We start from the raw sequence: 17,700 nt of genomic DNA, 5'->3' as shown, positions 1-17,700 counted from the left end.
GATACATAACGTTTTTTCACCGCATTTTCGCGACAGGATACGTTAAAATAACCGACAGATTTTGATACATATCAGTTTAACTGATGCTCAACGGGTGAGCGTCAGTGATAAGGAGCAACATGAATCGTACCCTGGCAGATTTGGATCGCGTGGTGGCGCTGGGCGGTGGACACGGCCTTGGTCGCGTGATGTCCTCGCTGGCTCCGCTCGGCTCACGCCTGACCGGTATTGTGACCACCACCGACAACGGTGGGTCCACCGGACGCATCCGCCGTTCAGAAGGCGGCATCGCCTGGGGCGATATGCGCAATTGTATCAACCAGTTGATCACGGAACCGAGCGTCGGTTCCGCCATGTTCGAATATCGCTTCACCGGCAACGGCGAACTGGCTGGCCACAATCTTGGCAACCTGATCCTGAAAGCGCTCGACCATCTCAGCGTGCGGCCACTGGAAGCGATCAATATCATTCGTAATCTGCTGAAAGTGGATGCGTTCTTGATTCCGATGTCAGAGCAGCCCGTGGATTTGGTGGCGCAGGATAGCGAAGGCAATATGGTTTACGGCGAAACCGCCGTCGATGAGATGCAACAAGCACCGCAGCAATTGATGCTACATCCGAATGTGGTGCCCACCCGGGAAGCACTGGACGCGATTGCTGAAGCCGATTTGATTCTGATCGGTCCCGGCAGTTTTTATACCAGCCTGATGCCAATTCTGCTGATGGAAGAGATGGCGCGTGCGCTGCGTCGTACCCCCGCCACTATGGTGTTTATCGGTAATCTTGGGCGCGAACTCAGTCCGGCAGCCGCTCGCCTGACCGTCGCGGATAAGCTGGTAATTATGGAAAAAGCGATAGGCAAACGGGTGATTGATGCGGTGGTGGTCAGCCCGGCAGCGGATATTCGCGGTGTGGAAGGACGCTTAATTGTCCGTGAACCGCTGGAAGCGGCGGATATCAAATATCGCCATGACCGCCAGTTGTTACGCCTGGCGCTGGAGCATGCCATCCAGGCATTTTGAAACAAGGCGTGATAAACACGCCGCCACGACTCACCCGCGCTGAGAGTCGTAGCGGCGCGATTTATCGTGCATTAGGACGCAGCGATAAACAGCTCGCGCAGTTCGTGCAACTGATCACGCACCCGCGCCGCTTCTTCAAACTCCAGATTCTGCGCGTGTTGTTGCATCTGTCCTTCCAACTCGTGAATCTTCTTCTGCATCGCCTGCGGGGTGAGCGCCAGATAGCTGGCTTCGGCTTCAGCGGCGCTGCGCGTGGCGGTTTTGCCCTTGCCACGGGTTTTGACCACGTTTTTGCCCAGCTCCAGAATATCGGTGATTTTTTTGTTCAGTCCCTGCGGTACGATGCCGTTGGCTTCGTTATACCGCTCCTGCTTCTCACGACGTCGCTCGGTCTCCTCGATGGCGCGTGCCATTGAGTTGGTGATCTTGTCTGCGTAAAGAATCGCTTTACCGTTAATGTTACGTGCAGCGCGGCCAATGGTCTGAATCAGAGAACGCTCCGAACGCAGGAAGCCCTCTTTATCGGCATCGAGAATCGCCACCAGCGACACTTCCGGCATATCCAGCCCTTCACGCAACAGGTTAATCCCCACCAGCACATCAAATTCCCCCAGACGCAGGTCGCGGATGATCTCCATACGCTCCACCGTATCGATGTCTGAGTGCAGATAACGCACCTTCTCGCCGTGCTCCTCCAGATATTCGGTGAGATCTTCCGCCATGCGTTTAGTCAGGGTGGTCACCAGCACACGTTCGTTGACCTCGACGCGTTTGCGGATCTCCGACAGCAGGTCATCCACCTGGGTGGTCACCGGACGTACTTCGAGGATCGGATCGAGCAGCCCTGTCGGACGCACCACCTGATCAATCACCTCACCACCGGATTTCTCCAGCTCGTAATTACCCGGCGTTGCCGAAACATAAATGGTTTGCGGTGCCAGCGCTTCAAACTCTTCGAAGCGGAGCGGGCGGTTGTCCAGCGCCGACGGCAGGCGGAACCCATACTCCACCAGCGTCTCTTTACGTGCGCGGTCACCACGATACATCCCGCCAATCTGCGGGATAGTCACATGGGACTCATCCACCACCAGCAGACCATCTGCCGGTAAGTAGTCGAACAGCGTCGGAGGCGGCTCGCCTGGCCCACGTCCGGACAGGTAGCGTGAATAGTTCTCGATACCCGAGCAGTAGCCGAGTTCGTTCATCATTTCGAGGTCAAACTGGGTACGCTGGGTAATGCGCTGCTCTTCCAGCAGCTTATTATTCTCCAGCAGGACCTGACGGCGCACCACCAGCTCCTTTTTGATCTCTTCCATTGATTGCAGGATGCGTTCGCGCGGCGTGACATAGTGGGTTTTCGGGTAGACGGTAAAACGCGGCACCACCGAAACCACCTGACCGGTCAGCGGGTCAAACAATGACAACCGCTCCACTTCTTCATCAAACAGCTCCACACGCAGCGCAATCTCATCGGACTCCGCCGGGAAGATATCGATCACTTCACCGCGCACGCGGAAGGTGCCGCGCTGGAACACCTGATCATTACGGGTATATTGCAGCTCGGCCAGACGACGCAGAATGCTGCGCTGATCGATGATCATGCCACGCGTCAGGTGCAGCATCATTTTCAGGTAGAGATCAGGGTCACCCAGACCGTAGATGGCCGACACCGACGCCACCACGATAACGTCACGTCGCTCCAGCAACGCCTTGGTGGCAGACAGACGCATCTGCTCGATGTGCTCATTCACCGAGGCATCCTTTTCGATAAAGGTATCGGAGCTGGGCACATAGGCTTCAGGCTGATAGTAGTCGTAGTAGGAGACGAAGAACTCCACCGCGTTGTCCGGGAAGAACTCCTTCATCTCTCCATAGAGCTGTGCCGCAAGGGTCTTGTTAGGCGCCAGCACCATAGTTGGCCGGTTGAGATCGGCGATCACATTGGCGATGGTAAAGGTTTTACCCGAACCGGTTACCCCCAACAGCGTCTGGTGTGCCAGACCGTCTTCCAGCCCCTCTTCCAGACGACGAATCGCCTCAGGCTGATCCCCTGAGGGTTTAAATTCGGAGTTGAGTTTGAAGGCTTTACTCATGATTTTTTCGTTCCTGCAGGAGATATCGGCGGGCAGGCTGCTAATTCTACTCCGCTATGACGAATTTGCCAGAAAAAAATACTGGATATATTTACAGATATCCTGCACGATAACAGGGAGCAGCAACGACTCGCTTCAGTGCAATTTATGCGGCATCTGGCAAAACCTTGTTGCGCAAGGTTATCCCCAGACGGGTGATGCTTTTAACATTTGTCAATAGAGCGTCATAAAATTGCAGTTGTATGACCAACAAGAAAAATCTCAGGCTTGATTTTAAATAACATATTGATTTATTTATAAATCAGTAAAAAGCCCAGTTTCTCAGCATAATGTATCCAGGCCGCGTATTTCCTCGCTTGCGCTCTGTTTTCAGTCTCTAATGCACAAGGTTATCCACAGGAATAGTGGATAACTGACGGCAGCCCCGCCGCCATCGCCTGTGCATAATTTTCTAAGCCTATTCCTGGCGTGCGAAAAAAAAATTTTTTATGTTTATTTTTCCCACAGCCCGCGTGGCATTAACTATTCTTTTTCCGTGCTGACGTCACTGAAAGCCCGAAATTCTCAGTAAATAAGGCCACTTATTCCTGAGCGATCTGCCTTATTACTGCACAGATGCACCAGAAACGTTAAGCATTCAGCACCGCTAAAGTGCAGCCGTTTTATCACTCCCAGCAATTGTTAAGCATCGCTCAACTTTAATTCCTGATTTTGCCTCGCTGCTGCTGCTTTTTTTCATGGTATCAGCAAACTGGCCTGGGAATTGCAGGTTTCTCCATAAGCATACGCATCAACTCACTGATGGTGAGAGTGGCAATGATGAATCGTGTTTGACTGTTTGCCAGACGACACAGAGCGGGAGCATTCAGGCTAATTATCTGGAAGGAGAATGTCAGATGCTAAGTTTACGTTCGGTGAATCAGTTTTACGGTCAAAACCATATCCTGTGGGATGTGGACCTCGATCTGCCCCCTGGCACCTGCACGGGCGTGCTGGGTAGCCCTGGGATGGGTAAAACCACCCTGGTCAACTGCATTATGGGACGGTTGCCGATCAATAGCGGGTCGATGACCTGGCAGGAAGATGGCTCCCCCCCTGAAGATTTATTGCTGCAACCGGCGGAGCAACGTGCGCGCATGGGTATCGGCTACGTACCGCAAGGTCGCCATATTTTCTCGCAAATGAGCGTGGAAGATAACCTGCTGATTGCGCTGATGGCGGCGCATGACGACCGCAGTCGCGCCATTCCGGAAATGGTGTTCGATTTGTTCCCGGCGCTCTATTCATTACGCCACCAGCGCAGCGGAGAACTGCCGATGGATCAGCAGCAGCAGTTGGCATTAGCGCGCGCGCTGGTGTTACAGCCGAAATTGCTGATCCTTGATGAACCTACCGAAGGCATGTCGCCGTGGCTGGAGGAGGAGATGGGAAATCTGATTCGCCGCCTGAACCGCGATTACGGCCTGACCATTCTGCTGCTGGAGCAACACGTCTCCTTTATCCGCCGCGTGGCTGACTATTTTCTGCTGCTGCATCGTGGTCGCAACGTGGCGCAGGGAAAAGTGGCCCAGTTGGACGATGTCACCATCAATAAATGGCTGACGGTAACCTGACATGAGCTGCCCGTAGCGGCGCGATTTATCGCGCAGTTTTTTCCAGCCACGCTCGGAATTGCGCGATAAATCGCGCCGCTACGCTTCAGGGTAATGTCAGATAACGGCCACAGTCATCCTGCTGCGCGTCATCCGTAAGATACGGGATTTCGCCCAGACACGGCGCATCAAGACGCTGACGCAATGTTGCCAGATATTCCTGATGCCGCTTACCCGGCGGTTGAATGGTATTGGCGATCCAGCCTGCAAGGCGCAGGCCACTCGCATGCACGGCGGCGGCAGTTAGCATCGCATGGTTGATACAACCCAGTTTGATACCCACCACCAGGATCACCGGCAACTGCTCAGCCACCACCCAATCAGCATAGGTTTGCGTTGCCGACAACGGAGTAAACCATCCGCCCGCGCCTTCCACCAATACCCATTCTGCCTGTTGCTCCAGCTCCCGTAGCCCGGCAGACAGTCCGGCAAAATCGATTGGCCTGCCCTCTTCGGCACTGACGATATGCGGTGACGTGGGTTCAAGAAAAGCCAGCGGATTGACCTGCTCATAACGCAACGCCAGCGAGCTGTAGCGTTGCAGCGCCAGCGCATCGCTGTTGCGGATGCCTTCGGCAGTTTGCTCACAACCCGAGGCCACCGGCTTGTAACCTGCGGTGACCCATCCGGCAGCTCCTGCCGCCTGTAGCAACGCGCCACTGGCTACCGTCTTGCCGACTTCGGTGTCGGTACCTGTAATAAACCAGCGTTTCATGCCGTTAAGACTCCATACATCAGATGATAACTCAGGCGATAACCCGCCTCGTCCTGTTGCCAGCACTGCTCCAGCCGGGCCAGCTGACTCCGCGTCAGTAATCCGCCCTGGCGTCCATCGTGCAGATGGGTTGCGCCAATGCCTTTCAGCGAACGCATCGCATTGAGCGCGCTGGGAAAATGTAAGGTGATGGTTTGCAGCGTGCTGTGCAGCGCCATGCCATCGGTCGCGGCGGCGATTTGCGCCGCGCTGAGAAAACGGTTGGCGTGTTGACGTCCATCCAACTGCGCCCACGCCTGATGAACCTCATTGAGCGAACCGGCCAGCAAAGTGGAAAATAGCACGCTGCCGCCGGGGCGAGTCACGCGCAGAAATTGCTGCAAAGCAGTGCGCAGATCGCTACTCCATTGCACCGCGAGGTTGCTCCACACGCCATCAACGCAGGCATCCGGCAGCGGCAAAGCATCAATATCGCCCTGCACATAATGGTGTGCCGAGTGTTGCCGGGCCGCGCTATTCAGCATGGTTGGTGACAGATCAAGCGCAGTCAGGGTACGTCCACGATCGCGCCAGTAGCGGCTGTACCAACCGGTACCACATCCAGCATCCAGCAGGTGCGGGCCAAATCCGGCCGGTGCCAGCGCCAGCAGGGCATCACCACTCTGGCGTTGCAACTCGGCATGCTGCTCATAATGTTGCGCCGCCCGACCAAACGCCTGAGCAATCGCCTGTTTATTGATGTGCAGCGTCATACAGCGCCTCCAGCAGACGATCGATATCGTCAAAACCATGTGCGGCGGTCAGGGTGATGCGAAGGCGTGCTGTGCCCGGTGGCACCGTCGGGGGACGAATGGCGCTGACCCAGCAGCCCGCCGCCTTCAACCGCTGTGATAACGCCAGCGCAGCGCTGTTCTCACCGACCACCAACGGCTGGATGGCGCTGGCCGATGGCATCAACTGCCAGGGGAGATCTGCCGCTCCAGCGCGAAAACGCGCGATATTGGCGTGCAACTGCGCACGCAATTCATCGCCCTGCTGAATTTGCTGTAACGCCGCCAGTAGCGCGAAGCACTGCGCGGGCGGCATGGCGGTCGAGTAGATCAAATGGCGGGCAAACTGTTCCACATAATCGGCGGTCGCGTCATCGCACAACAAGGCGGCACCGCTGACGCCAAAGCCTTTGCCGAAGGTGACGATCAGTAATTCTGGCTTCACCTGCTGCTGCCAGCAGCTACCACGACCTTGCTCACCGGTCACGCCAATACCATGTGCATCATCGACCAGCAGCCAGCCGTTGGCGCGTTGCGTTTCAGCAGCCAGCTGCGCCAGCGGTGCGCTGTCGCCATCCATGCTGAAGACGCCTTCGGTGACCACCAGGGTGTTACCCTCCACCGGCGTTGCCAACAGCTTTGCCAGGCTGGTGGGCTGATTGTGGGCAAAACGGCGCAGCGTGGCCGGGCTGTGGCTGGCAGCATCCAGTAACGAGGCGTGCGCCAGCTTGTCGGCCACAATCCGATCCGGCTTTTCCGCCAGCAGATGGATCACCGCCTGATTGGCGGCGAAACCCGAGATAAACAGCAGCGCACGGCGATAACCCAGCCAGTCGGCCAGTTGTTCTTCCAGTTGCGCATGATAACGGCTGAAACCGGTCACATGTCCCGATGCACCCGCGCCAGCCCCGGCCTCCGCGGCCCCCTGTTGCCAGGCGGCAATCACTGCCGGATGCTGACTCAGGCCAAGATAATCGTTGCTGGAAAAGTGGCGATAGCGTTGCCCGGCGACGGTCAGCTCGCGCACGTTGTTATGTTCCACGCGGATACGCTGACGCCAGCCATCGGCGGCACGCCGCGCCGCCAGCGCCTGTTCGATACGTTGCGACCAGCTCATTACACCGCCGCGTTGTAAAACTGCGCGGTATCGGCATGCAACAGCTGTTCACTCAACTGATATTGCTGTTCGTTATCACCGGCGGTGGTGGCGGTATGCTCCGGGTTGAGTCCCAGTTTACGGAACAGAATCAAATCCTTGTCTTCTTCCGGGTTCGGCGTGGTCAGCAGCTTGCAGCCGTAGAAAATCGAGTTTGCCCCGGCCATAAAACACATCGCCTGGGTCTGTTCGCTCATCTGCTCACGACCGGCAGAAAGGCGGACATGAGAAGACGGCATCATGATACGGGCCACCGCAATGGTTCGGATAAAATCGAACGGCTCGACATCGTCGTTATCCGCCAGCGGCGTGCCTTTAACTTTCACCAGCATGTTGATCGGCACGCTTTCCGGCGGTGTCGGCAGGTTCGCCAGTTGCACCAGCAGACCGGCACGATCTTTTACCGTTTCGCCCAGGCCGACGATACCGCCCGAACACACCTTAATGCCCGCACCACGCACTTTGTCGAGCGTATCCAGGCGTTCCTGGTAGCTGCGCGTGGTGATGATGTTGCCGTAGAATTCCGGCGAGGTATCGAGGTTATGGTTGTAAAAATCCAGACCGGCATGCGCCAGGCGCTGCGCCTGGGTGTCGTTGAGGGTGCCGAGGGTCATACAGGTTTCCATCCCCATCGCTTTCACGCCCTGCACCATCTGCTCCAGGTAAGGCATGTCACGATCGTGTGGGTTTTTCCACGCCGCCCCCATACAGAAACGGCTCGAACCGGCGGCTTTGGCTTTGCGCGCCGATTCCAGCACCGCTTCCACCTCCATCAGACGTTCCGATTCCAGCCCGGTTTTGTAGCGCGCGCTCTGCGGGCAATATTTACAATCTTCCGGGCAGGCGCCGGTTTTGATCGACAGCAGGGTACTGACCTGCACCTGACGCGGGTCGAAATGTTGGCGATGTACCTGCTGCGCCTCAAACATCAGCTCAAGGAAAGGTTTATCGAATAGTGCCTGGGCTTGTGCCAGTGTCCAGCGATGTGCCATTGCTTCACTCCAGAAAAGGGTTCATCCTGACGATTAACGTGGTTATACTTGTAAACTATATTTTTTATTTTTGGTTTACAATACCCATGTTCACTCAGGACGATCTCAATTTCGACCGCCAGCATATCTGGCATCCCTACACCTCAATGCGTGATCCCCTGCCCTGCTACCCGGTCGTCGCGGCGCATGGCTGCCAGTTGCAACTGGCGGATGGACGTGAATTAGTGGATGGCATGTCGTCATGGTGGGCGGCGATCCACGGTTATAACCATCCACGTCTTAATCAGGCATTGCAGGACCAACTGGCGCAGATGTCGCATGTGATGTTTGGTGGCATCACCCACCCGGCAGCGGTGGAGCTGTGCCGTCAGTTGGTGGCGATGACGCCAGCCCCCCTGGAATGTGTGTTCCTCGCCGATTCGGGGTCGATCGCCGTCGAAGTGGCGATGAAAATGGCGCTGCAATACTGGTTGGGACGGGGGGAAACCCGACAAAAATTTCTCACCCTGAAACGCGGTTATCACGGCGACACATTCGCCGCGATGTCGGTGTGCGATCCGCAAAACTCGATGCACAGCTTGTGGCGCGGTTATCTGCCGGAACACCTGTTCGCGGCCGCACCGGAGCGAGGGTTTGATGATGCGTGGGATGACGCTGATTTCGCCGATTTTGCCCGTCTGGCGGAGCAACATCACCGGCAGATTGCCGCAGTGATCCTGGAGCCCATTGTGCAGGGCGCAGGGGGGATGCGTTTTTATCATCCGCGTTATCTGCAACGGGTGCGTGAGCTGTGCGATCGCTACGGTTTGTTGCTAATTGCCGACGAGATTGCCACCGGCTTTGGCCGCAGCGGCAAGTTGTTCGCCTGCGAACATGCCGGGATCGTGCCGGATATTTTGTGTCTGGGCAAAGCCCTGACGGGTGGCACCATGACGCTCTCCGCCACCCTTACTACTCGCGCAGTGGCCGATACCATCAGCAACAGCGCCGCCGGCTGCTTTATGCATGGCCCAACCTTTATGGGTAATCCGCTGGCGTGCGCGGTCGCGGTGGAAAGCCTGAAGATGGTGAACGAAGGTCACTGGTCGGCGCAGGTGGCACAGATTGAGCAGCAGCTACGCGCGGCATTGCTGCCGTTAGCTGACCATCCGGCCGTGGCGGATGCACGCGTTCTGGGGGCGATTGGTGTGATTGAGACTCGTCGGGCAGTGGATATGGCGGCACTGCAACAGTTCTTTGTCGAGCGCGGGGTGTGGATCCGTCCGTTTGGGCGGTTGATCTACCTGATGCCACCCTATGTGATCACGGCGGCAGAGCTGGCGAAGTTGACCGACGCCGTACGCGATGCGCTGGATTTTTCGCACCATTTTCAGAGGTGACAAATAGCGCGATAAATCGCGCCGCTACCATTTACCCCGTAACGGCGCGATTTATCGCGCAAGGTTTTAGCGATTTATCGCGTAATGACTTAACCCAGTGGGTGAATCACCACCCACATTGGGCCTTGTCCGACGGCATAACGCGCCAGCGGCGTCAGCAGACCGCGATCGTCGCTGATTTTGTAGACCTCGATATGGTGCGATTTCTGCCCGGCTGCCACCAGATATTTCCCGCTGTTGTCGATATTAAAACCACGCGGTTGCGTCTCTGTCGGCTGGAAGCCCTCGATGTTCAACAAGCCGCCATCTTCGCTGACGCTGAATACGGTAATGGTGCTGCTGGTGCGATCGCAGGCATACAGGAAACGGCCATCCGGCGTCAGATGGATATCCGCTGCCCAGCGGGTGCCGCTGAAATCCGCAGGCATCATATTCAGGCTCTGCACACGCTCCACTTCGCCGTGTGCATTGCTTAACGCCCAGACATCTACGCTGCTGTCCAGTTCGTTGACGCAATAGCTATAGTTGCCGTTCGGGTGAAACGCCATATGACGCGGGCCAGCGCCTTCAACCGTGGTGACCTGGGCTTGCGCGGCGGGTGTCAGGTTGCCATCGTTGCCTAACTGGAACAAACAAATACGATCCTGCTTTAGCGCCGGCACAAACAGCGTCTGATTTTTCACATCAATATTGGCGGAGTGACAACCTTCCAGCCCGCCGATCACCTGGCTCGGAGCCTGCGGCAGACCATCGCTACCAATTGGGCTGATGCTGACACAGGCATCATTGTAAGAACCGCAGAACAGGAAGTTACCCTGGCGATCGGTAGAAATGTGCGTCGGGCTGCCCGGCAGCGGTGCCTCTCCGGCTTCGCTCAGGGTGCCATCCGCGGCAATACGGTATGCCAGCACGCGAAAATTCGGACGCACGCCAACATAGAGGAAATCTTTCTTCGGGCTGACCACCATCGGCTGCACCTGACCAGCCACATCCGTCACCTGTAATAACGTCAGCGCGCCATCTTCCTGTAACTGCCAGGCGTGGATCTGCTGGCTCTCGGGGCTGGCGGTATACACGACTTGTTTCATGCGTTCTCCTTGTTCGGCTTGCTGAAAGGGTATCACTCTAGCGCGTTTCATTTTGCCGCGCAGGAATCATTTGTGCCCTGCTTTTTGTCTCAAAGGCGTTACCCGGTGTAGACTGATTGCTTTGTAACCCAGACGGAAAGAGTAATGAGCTACCGCGTAATCGCCCTTGATCTTGACGGCACCCTGTTGACCCCGCGTAAAACCATTCTGCCTGAATCCCTTGAAGCCCTGGCCCGCGCGCAGCAGGCAGGCGTCAAAGTGCTGATTGTTACCGGTCGCCACCATTGTGCCATCCATCCTTTTTATCAGGCACTGCAACTGGATACACCCGCTATCTGCTGTAACGGCACTTATTTGAATAACTGCAACATTATTACAGCAAATCAGGCAACACTCCACTGATCAATGAGTTATCGTATCAGCATCGTGATTTTGATGAAGCCAGTAAGCGGTGTAATATCAAAAAAACTTTCAACTAAATGACAGCGAAACATGGCATGAACTATCAAGTAATAGCCCTTGATCTGGACGGCACTTTGTTGACTCCAGAAAAAAAAATTCTCCCTGAATCTCTAATTGCCCTACAAAATGCTCGTAAGTCTGGTGCAAAAGTTGTAATCGTTACTGGGCGACATTTCGTTGCTATTCATCCCTTCTATCAGGCACTTGAGTTAGATACACCCGCAATATGTTGTAATGGTGCGTTACTGTACGATTACCATGAAAAGAAGGTTCTTGCATCTGATCCATTGCAACCAGAACAAGCTACACAATTGATTGACCTACTTGATCATTACGACATTCATGGATTGATGTATGCCGACGACGCCATGATTTATCAGGAACCAACTGGACATATCATCCGTACTGAAAATTGGGCGAAATCATTACCAGAATCACAGCGACCTGAATTCCGCAAGGTGAATTCACTACGTGAAGCCGCTCATGATGTAGAGGGGATTTGGAAATTCGCCCTCACTGATACTGATATAGTGAAATTAAAGAAATTTGGTGAAGTCGTTGAAAGTGAGCTTGGTCTTGCCTGTGAATGGTCATGGCATGATCAAGTTGATATTGCTCAAAACGGAAACAGCAAAGGAAAACGGCTGGCACAATGGGTTGAATCTCAGGGAATATCTATGAACCAAGTTATCGCTTTTGGGGATAACTTTAACGATCTGAGTATGCTTAAAAGTGCCGGGCTTGGTGTGGCAATGGGTAATTCTGCTGATGAGATTAAAGCCTGTGCTGATATAGTAATTGGTAATAATACTGAACCAACTATTGCTGATTTCATTAAAAATCACTTTAGAATTTAAATAAAAACCTGCATAATTTAATATGCAGGTATTTTTATTATGGTGTGATATTAAAAATCGACATTTCAATGTCAACCTTGTTTAAATCTTCACTCATCGAGAATTTTTTTCATATATTCCTTACTGACAATTAGTATTTGCTCTTTGTTATTCTTGTAAGCATTACCGAGCACCTCATAATTATCAGCCCCAGTACCAATTTCTGTAACCGTAACAACAAAACTGAGTGGACTATTAACTCGTGGTGAGTTTAAATATGGTGTAATTACATTGATATTCGTCTTATCACTTACATCAGAAAGCTTAACATTCTTCTTGTACGAGTATTCCTGCCCCAATGACAGGCCTGTTATTCTTAATGTGCTATTACTTATCTCTGACATAACAGAATCTTTTTTCTCTAAACCTAAAACTTTAACATCCGCTTGTAGTGAAATAGATTTACTTTTTGAATCAGTTACGGCTAGTGATTTAACTATCTTCACATACGGTATACTCAGTTGAGAAACATTATATTTCACATGATTATCCAATCTAAATCCAATCGTTGAATAGATACTACCATCTTCTTGACTTACTCTATTAACAAGGACACAAAGAGACCAATCCATTTCATTTACATCTGTATTAGGATAGTAATTCCCCGTTACGTTATAACTTCTTGTAAATGAAGATTTTTTATTATCTATCCAACCAGTGATTTCATTATCAACTAAATTATAAGCTACTGTTACTACTCCAGAGAGGAGAACTGTTGATACAGACCGCGTTACCATGCCGTCTTTTGATCTATGTTCAGTTTCTCGTTTTTTGATTGGAAGCTTTTCACAATGTTCACTTTCGTTATACGGTACATACCAAGTCTGAATGACAAAATTTTGCTTTGTCGTAATACCACTATCTATTTTATCCTCTTTAAATGTTAGTGCCTTCCATGTTGTACAACCAGTTAATGATAACGCTAATGATAAGCAACATAATGATTTAAAGCCTAACAAACTGCTATTCATAACAGCCTCCAGACTCTCTGAGAAGAAATTAAATAAAACATCAAATGAAACGAAATGTAAATAACACAAACAAGATAACCATCATTAAATTTTCACATACACTAGAATTAGGAATAACCTCATATCTCATTAAGTTTTTTAATTTTTAATAATGCCCGTTCGTCTAATAACTTTCAGTACTCAACGGTAACTACTTCACACACAATGTTAGTACCATGCCATTGTTCTCGGTAAATCGAGGTATCGATACCGCATCCCGCTTCAAAATGTAGTCCTGTCTGCTCTGTGAATTTCTGATACTTCGTTGATTCTTGTCGTTCGTAGCACCTTGCCCCGCTATAGATAAAACCTGCTGAACCCTGTGGGACAATCCACACGCCATATGGTGCCAGTGATGCACCGTGGGTAATCACCTTGTATTCGAACTCAGCCCCTCTGTAAGAGCCGCTAATAGCCTCTGAGGTATTGATCTTACCGAATGGTGGATTGCCATAAACAATGTCGTATGACGTTTCTGAGGCGTATGTAAGGGCATCACCACCGATCCATTCAGCCTCTGGAAGTACTCTCATACCTACCTGAACATAATCGGGGTTAAGTTCGACGCAAGTGATATGTTGTGGTTTACATCTTGTGTACTGACAGAAACTAAGTGCCCCAATACCAGCACATAGTTCAAGACACCTTCCAGTACTGCCAGAATCAATAGTAAAATCCCATGCTAACCATTCTGGTGTAAAGAATGCTCCAGTACTTCCAATGCCGTCGCCTTGATAGTTCCAAAGGATGAATTCTCTTTCTTCAAATGTTAGTACTTTGTCGGAGTGAACTAAGTCCATTACCTGATTGTGTAGTTTTGATTGTTGTTTTGTTAGTAGTGCCATAAAATACCCATGTACAGTTTTTGTACTGGTATTTAGGGAATAAAAATGAAAAAAATGATTATGATTATTTTCCCATTGGCTTTAATGGGATGTGCTCAAGTTCAATACAACGATGGCGAAAAAGTTAGCATTCAATCTGATGCTTGGTATGGATTAGATAGCCTACAAAAGACAGCTAATGCAGCCTGTGCTCAGTACGGCAAGAACAAAGCAACTTACAAGCATAGTGCAAACATGAACCCGCACTTACCGGCAGGGCAAGGTGTTCAAAACACTATCTGGAAGTGTGAGTAATAATTTACTCACACTTTTTCAGAAAGTTATTTCTTGGGTATAAAGTAACTCAGGATTTCCACTTTATCATTTCTTATAAGTTCAACAGCACTTTTTAGTGTGCTTTTATAAAGCATTACAACCTCAATTTCTTCAAGTAACTCATCAATCTTCTTTTCATTATTGATTTTCAATGTTGTATAATTTTGAGTTAAAAAAATATCGACCGCAACATTAACATCAATAGAAACACTACGCATGAAATTAACTAAATTTCCACATAAATAATATGAGAACTCGCTCGTGTAATATGATGAATCTAAAATTGAAGAATGAACTTCTGAATAATTAGGATTCACCTGCCAACCTAAATGATGTATCTTTTTATCCCTGGCTAAGAAAGACCTGTGTACATCATAATACTTATTGCATTCATCTAAGAAATCGTTACTATTATAATATAGTTCATGTGCATTAATTTCATTAATCAACCCATTCTGCTTAATTGTTTTTAATACAAATACTATTCTATTAAGAGTTGCAGGAGATGCATTGAAATTTAAAAGCTTAGGGAAATCATCTAGAAAAACCTCAGTGCCGACTTCTATTAACTTTTCTACAGTTGCATCACTTTTCCAATTTTTAGCAAATATCACGCCTGTTACAGCCGCCCCTGCCATAACTACGTTAGCTAATGCACTAATCCAATCTGTCATACCGTTTTCTTTATGCGAATGACTGATTAGGAAAAACACTAGAAGTACTAAACTAATAAACCCATACATCCAATACTTTTGTTTCTTTACCTTTGGTGATAACTTAACAAACCATCTGAAACCAGATTTAAGATCAGAATAAATCTCTTTAATTAGATCCATAACATCCCTCCCAAAACTTCATTAAACTACTGAAATCTTGGGAAATCAACTACCATCTAATGCCATCATATGGCTTAGGCATGAAGTACTTGTTGAACTGAGGATATAGTACTCTTTCGCTATCAACGCATAGTTCAGACAATCGAGTGATTCATTACGTTTATAGCCTTTTTTCAGTACCCAATAGAGGTTGTCACCCTTACGTTTAAGTTCTTCACTGGTTAATTGTTCAAAATAGTCATCTGGAAGATCATTAGTGAAGTGTAATTGAGTAGGCATCTCTTCCCATTCTTCACTGACTGCCCCGTTAAGTAGACGCCGTATAGTGTTTTTTCCCTCATTAACGTTAAGCATCAGTAAATCATGACCACCCACACGACTTGCCTTGAACAAATCACCACTTGCTGAAGAACTACCCTTAATCGCATATACGTTTCTACGGGTTGATGCATAGCGATATATAGTTGCCGTGGCATTACCGTTACTGGAGTCTATGAACGATCCAAGTACTTTTACCGCACGGCCTGAGACAGTACGCAATGGTGCCGCGAGGAATTGATCAAGTTCTGTGTATGCCTTTGCTCCAGGTTTCGTACAATCGGGGGCAAAAAATGACCGATGGTCCAGTACATAGATTCTCTTTTCACTGAATCCAATAGTGGTAACTTCAAGACGGTCTAACTGTTGGTCAATGCCATGTGTCACGGCAAGTACATCATCAGGGATTGTTCGGATGTTGTAAGTACTGTTACGTAGATTCTCCAGTACAACCAAATCAATGTCCGAATTCATCTCATCATCCCAGGGCAAACCTAGGGCATTGTTGTAAAAACTCATGAGATCGAATTCGAAATGTGCCTGTGCGAATTCAGCAACAAGTTTCTTTATGGTTGTTATCGGACTATAGAGACGACTGATTTGGAACCCGGCAATGTCTTTCACATCGGGATTTGTTGCAATCCATCTGCCCTGTTTAACCATGCGTATACGTTGTGCTTCACTGATTTCGCTGTCGCATTTAGGGCAATGCAACATTGCCGTATCTTCATCAGGTAATGCACGACGACCGCCATTGATCTGACGCCATTTAAATCTGACATTTTCCCATTCAAGGGTATGTTTATGTTGGCAATGGGGGCATGGAACAAAGAAGCGGCGTTGATCACTCAGTAAGTACTCATTACATATCAAGTCATCTTTCAGTTTTGGAGTACTTGCCACCATGACAAGGCCATCTGTGAAAGTACTGGCACGTTGTTCAGCTAATCGTAATGGGTTTCCTTCTTCACCATCTGCTTCAACGTTTGATACTTCATCGAGGAATAGCCTCTTGATTGTCTTCCCACGTAAGGTACTTGCGGCGTTTAAGTTCAGCCAGTACAGGAATGATCCATCAATCATTTGTGTCAGATCTGCGTTGTTCGCAAAGTTCTTATTATTCTTGTCAGTAACTATCCCAGAGAGAATATCTGAACGGGAAATCACATTATCAAACTTCCCCGTCTTCATCAGTTTCACTTCTTTTCCTGTACTGGAGGCAAAAGCCATATTGGAATTATCATTTGCCATAAAGTACATTGCGGCATTAAGCATTACGGTTGTTTTTAGTAATTGTGCTGAAGACTGAAGTACAACTTTGCGGGTTTTGGGATTGGTAATTATATCGAGTGGTTCTTTCTGGAATTCAAAGAGACTTAACCTTTGTCCACCCATTGGACCATCTGGAAATGTTAGATTAGCTTCACACCAATCACTCGGTTTCATCCTCTTCGGAGGAAGAATCTTCTGCACTGCCCGATTCAGTATCTTCGTTAACTTGTCCTTGTTCATTTTCTTCCTCTGGCATCTCGTATTCCTGAGAGCCAATTTCATTCAGTGCTTCATCTATGAAGCCTGCTAATTTCTGTTTTAGTTGTAGTGCGTCCTCTGATTCAAAGAGTTCTAAGTAATGCTTCTGTGGGATTGTGCGAAGGTAGTTTTTTAGCTGGCTGAAGTACTCACTGAGGCTAGATTCTAAGTAGGCAGTATCAACCACCAACCCAAGCTGTTTATCAAGTTCAAGTTCTGCCTGGCTTGCTTCTGCGGTCATACGGCGAAGGCGTTCACGGTCTATCTGTTCGCGTAGATCTGTATCTCTTAAAGGTTTCAGTACTTCATCAACTACCCATGCACGGATCTGTTCTTCAGGCCATGACATATCAAGCCCTTTTGGTATCCAGGATTGGCGTATTGTAGATTCATCGTAACCGTACTGCTTTGCGAGTGAGCGGATTGAGATTGTGGTACTCATAGTTGTTCCTTTTAGGTTAGCTATGAGTATTTATGAGGGGCGGGATAAGTTTAAATTTAGATAAATTTTTAAAAGACCGAGCTGCGAAACTGCCCGATAAACACGTAACTGAGGAGAACCTAAACATAAATCAATCAATTCACTTTACAGCGACTTAAGTGTTTTGTTAATCTGATTAA

The 17,700-nt window shown here is 49.9% G+C and carries 17 protein-coding genes; 6 read left to right on the top strand and 11 right to left on the bottom strand.

Translation table 11 applies throughout. The annotated features are described in order from the left end of the window. Positions 1–119: 119 nt before the first annotated feature. Positions 120–1,022, top strand: a complete 903-nt coding sequence (locus AC6I8N_RS06450; RefSeq protein ID WP_497830304.1) for a gluconeogenesis factor YvcK family protein — start codon at positions 120–122, stop codon at positions 1,020–1,022. A 71-nt stretch (positions 1,023–1,093) separates the two neighbouring features. Here the strand turns inward: AC6I8N_RS06450 and uvrB are convergent, their stop codons facing one another. Then, positions 1,094–3,115, bottom strand: a complete 2,022-nt coding sequence (uvrB, locus tag AC6I8N_RS06445) for an excinuclease ABC subunit UvrB (protein WP_021182455.1) — start codon at positions 3,113–3,115, stop codon at positions 1,094–1,096. 896 nt (positions 3,116–4,011) lie between these two features. Here uvrB and AC6I8N_RS06440 point away from each other — a divergent pair. Further along, the gene (locus AC6I8N_RS06440) at positions 4,012–4,728 is read left to right on the top strand and encodes an ABC transporter ATP-binding protein (protein ID WP_013508350.1); all 717 of its coding nucleotides are present in this window, start codon (positions 4,012–4,014) and stop codon (positions 4,726–4,728) included. Positions 4,729–4,813: 85 nt separating this feature from the next. On the opposite strand, the gene bioD is transcribed toward AC6I8N_RS06440, so the two are convergent. Genes bioD through bioB form a run of 4 tightly spaced genes read right to left on the bottom strand, consistent with a single transcriptional unit; the run spans position 4,814 to position 8,400 of the window. Continuing rightward, the gene (gene bioD, locus AC6I8N_RS06435) at positions 4,814–5,482 is read right to left on the bottom strand and encodes a dethiobiotin synthase (protein ID WP_021182454.1); all 669 of its coding nucleotides are present in this window, start codon (positions 5,480–5,482) and stop codon (positions 4,814–4,816) included. Further along, on the bottom strand, positions 5,479–6,234 hold the full coding sequence (gene bioC / locus AC6I8N_RS06430; protein WP_497830303.1) for a malonyl-ACP O-methyltransferase BioC: 756 nt from the start codon (positions 6,232–6,234) through the stop codon (positions 5,479–5,481). The genes bioD and bioC overlap by 4 nt, the downstream gene beginning before the upstream one ends. Continuing rightward, positions 6,215–7,369 (bottom strand): 8-amino-7-oxononanoate synthase, encoded by a 1,155-nt coding sequence (gene bioF, locus AC6I8N_RS06425; protein ID WP_497830302.1) that lies wholly within the window; start codon positions 7,367–7,369, stop codon positions 6,215–6,217. The genes bioC and bioF overlap by 20 nt, the downstream gene beginning before the upstream one ends. Continuing rightward, entirely contained in the window at positions 7,369–8,400 is a 1,032-nt protein-coding gene (gene bioB, locus AC6I8N_RS06420) for a biotin synthase BioB (protein WP_021182451.1), read from the bottom strand. The genes bioF and bioB overlap by 1 nt, the downstream gene beginning before the upstream one ends. Before the next feature lie 86 nt (positions 8,401–8,486). Between bioB and bioA the strand changes: the two genes are divergently transcribed. Next, on the top strand, positions 8,487–9,779 hold the full coding sequence (bioA, locus tag AC6I8N_RS06415; protein ID WP_497830301.1) for an adenosylmethionine--8-amino-7-oxononanoate transaminase: 1,293 nt from the start codon (positions 8,487–8,489) through the stop codon (positions 9,777–9,779). 89 nt (positions 9,780–9,868) lie between these two features. Here the strand turns inward: bioA and pgl are convergent, their stop codons facing one another. Further along, positions 9,869–10,867, bottom strand: a complete 999-nt coding sequence (gene pgl, locus AC6I8N_RS06410; protein ID WP_497830300.1) for a 6-phosphogluconolactonase — start codon at positions 10,865–10,867, stop codon at positions 9,869–9,871. Between the two features lie 144 nt (positions 10,868–11,011). Here pgl and AC6I8N_RS06405 point away from each other — a divergent pair, with 144 nt between their 5' ends. Both AC6I8N_RS06405 and AC6I8N_RS06400 read left to right on the top strand, forming a co-directional pair. Further along, positions 11,012–11,269: an HAD-IIB family hydrolase gene (locus AC6I8N_RS06405; protein ID WP_497830299.1), complete on the top strand. Its 258-nt coding sequence runs from the start codon at positions 11,012–11,014 to the stop codon at positions 11,267–11,269. 95 nt (positions 11,270–11,364) lie between these two features. After that, a complete protein-coding gene (locus AC6I8N_RS06400) occupies positions 11,365–12,186 on the top strand; it encodes a pyridoxal phosphatase (protein ID WP_497830298.1) in 822 nt (273 codons plus the stop codon). An 89-nt stretch (positions 12,187–12,275) separates the two neighbouring features. Here the strand turns inward: AC6I8N_RS06400 and AC6I8N_RS06395 are convergent, their stop codons facing one another. Further along, a complete protein-coding gene (locus AC6I8N_RS06395) occupies positions 12,276–13,196 on the bottom strand; it encodes a hypothetical protein (RefSeq protein WP_497830297.1) in 921 nt (306 codons plus the stop codon). A 173-nt stretch (positions 13,197–13,369) separates the two neighbouring features. After that, the gene (locus AC6I8N_RS06390; RefSeq protein WP_497830296.1) at positions 13,370–14,080 is read right to left on the bottom strand and encodes a class I SAM-dependent methyltransferase; all 711 of its coding nucleotides are present in this window, start codon (positions 14,078–14,080) and stop codon (positions 13,370–13,372) included. A gap of 45 nt (positions 14,081–14,125) precedes the next feature. Here AC6I8N_RS06390 and AC6I8N_RS06385 point away from each other — a divergent pair, with 45 nt between their 5' ends. After that, on the top strand, positions 14,126–14,374 hold the full coding sequence (locus tag AC6I8N_RS06385) for a hypothetical protein (RefSeq protein WP_497830295.1): 249 nt from the start codon (positions 14,126–14,128) through the stop codon (positions 14,372–14,374). 26 nt (positions 14,375–14,400) lie between these two features. Here AC6I8N_RS06385 and AC6I8N_RS06380 read toward each other — a convergent pair whose 3' ends face one another. From AC6I8N_RS06380 to AC6I8N_RS06370, 3 genes are read right to left on the bottom strand one after another with little or no spacing between them, the layout of a single operon-like run. Next, positions 14,401–15,231 carry a hypothetical protein gene (locus tag AC6I8N_RS06380; protein WP_497830294.1) on the bottom strand — a complete coding sequence of 277 codons (831 nt, stop codon included), beginning with the start codon at positions 15,229–15,231 and terminating at the stop codon, positions 14,401–14,403. A 45-nt stretch (positions 15,232–15,276) separates the two neighbouring features. Further along, positions 15,277–17,061: a terminase gpA endonuclease subunit gene (locus AC6I8N_RS06375; protein ID WP_497830293.1), complete on the bottom strand. Its 1,785-nt coding sequence runs from the start codon at positions 17,059–17,061 to the stop codon at positions 15,277–15,279. Further along, the gene (locus tag AC6I8N_RS06370; protein ID WP_497830292.1) at positions 16,982–17,521 is read right to left on the bottom strand and encodes a hypothetical protein; all 540 of its coding nucleotides are present in this window, start codon (positions 17,519–17,521) and stop codon (positions 16,982–16,984) included. Before AC6I8N_RS06370 ends, AC6I8N_RS06375 begins: the two co-directional genes overlap by 80 nt. Between the last annotated feature and the right edge of the window lie 179 nt (positions 17,522–17,700).

Source organism: Pantoea sp. X-Soil-TKNS-1279 (assembly GCF_059730565.1).
This window is presented reverse-complemented; position numbering and strand designations above follow the sequence as displayed.

What these genes read in the sequence shown, in the direction of transcription:
- bioC (WP_497830303.1), bottom strand. Translation starts at nt 6,234, where the DNA reads ATGACGCTGCACATCAATAAACAGGCGATTGCTCAGGCGTTTGGTCGG.
- AC6I8N_RS06450 (WP_497830304.1), top strand. Translation starts at nt 120, where the DNA reads ATGAATCGTACCCTGGCAGATTTGGATCGCGTGGTGGCGCTGGGCGGT.
- pgl (WP_497830300.1), bottom strand. Translation starts at nt 10,867, where the DNA reads ATGAAACAAGTCGTGTATACCGCCAGCCCCGAGAGCCAGCAGATCCAC.
- AC6I8N_RS06380 (WP_497830294.1), bottom strand. Translation starts at nt 15,231, where the DNA reads ATGGATCTAATTAAAGAGATTTATTCTGATCTTAAATCTGGTTTCAGA.
- uvrB (WP_021182455.1), bottom strand. Translation starts at nt 3,115, where the DNA reads ATGAGTAAAGCCTTCAAACTCAACTCCGAATTTAAACCCTCAGGGGAT.
- bioA (WP_497830301.1), top strand. Translation starts at nt 8,487, where the DNA reads ATGTTCACTCAGGACGATCTCAATTTCGACCGCCAGCATATCTGGCAT.
- AC6I8N_RS06390 (WP_497830296.1), bottom strand. Translation starts at nt 14,080, where the DNA reads ATGGCACTACTAACAAAACAACAATCAAAACTACACAATCAGGTAATG.
- bioF (WP_497830302.1), bottom strand. Translation starts at nt 7,369, where the DNA reads ATGAGCTGGTCGCAACGTATCGAACAGGCGCTGGCGGCGCGGCGTGCC.
- AC6I8N_RS06400 (WP_497830298.1), top strand. Translation starts at nt 11,365, where the DNA reads ATGAACTATCAAGTAATAGCCCTTGATCTGGACGGCACTTTGTTGACT.
- AC6I8N_RS06375 (WP_497830293.1), bottom strand. Translation starts at nt 17,061, where the DNA reads ATGAACAAGGACAAGTTAACGAAGATACTGAATCGGGCAGTGCAGAAG.
- AC6I8N_RS06440 (WP_013508350.1), top strand. Translation starts at nt 4,012, where the DNA reads ATGCTAAGTTTACGTTCGGTGAATCAGTTTTACGGTCAAAACCATATC.
- AC6I8N_RS06405 (WP_497830299.1), top strand. Translation starts at nt 11,012, where the DNA reads ATGAGCTACCGCGTAATCGCCCTTGATCTTGACGGCACCCTGTTGACC.
- bioD (WP_021182454.1), bottom strand. Translation starts at nt 5,482, where the DNA reads ATGAAACGCTGGTTTATTACAGGTACCGACACCGAAGTCGGCAAGACG.
- bioB (WP_021182451.1), bottom strand. Translation starts at nt 8,400, where the DNA reads ATGGCACATCGCTGGACACTGGCACAAGCCCAGGCACTATTCGATAAA.
- AC6I8N_RS06370 (WP_497830292.1), bottom strand. Translation starts at nt 17,521, where the DNA reads ATGAGTACCACAATCTCAATCCGCTCACTCGCAAAGCAGTACGGTTAC.
- AC6I8N_RS06385 (WP_497830295.1), top strand. Translation starts at nt 14,126, where the DNA reads ATGAAAAAAATGATTATGATTATTTTCCCATTGGCTTTAATGGGATGT.
- AC6I8N_RS06395 (WP_497830297.1), bottom strand. Translation starts at nt 13,196, where the DNA reads ATGAATAGCAGTTTGTTAGGCTTTAAATCATTATGTTGCTTATCATTA.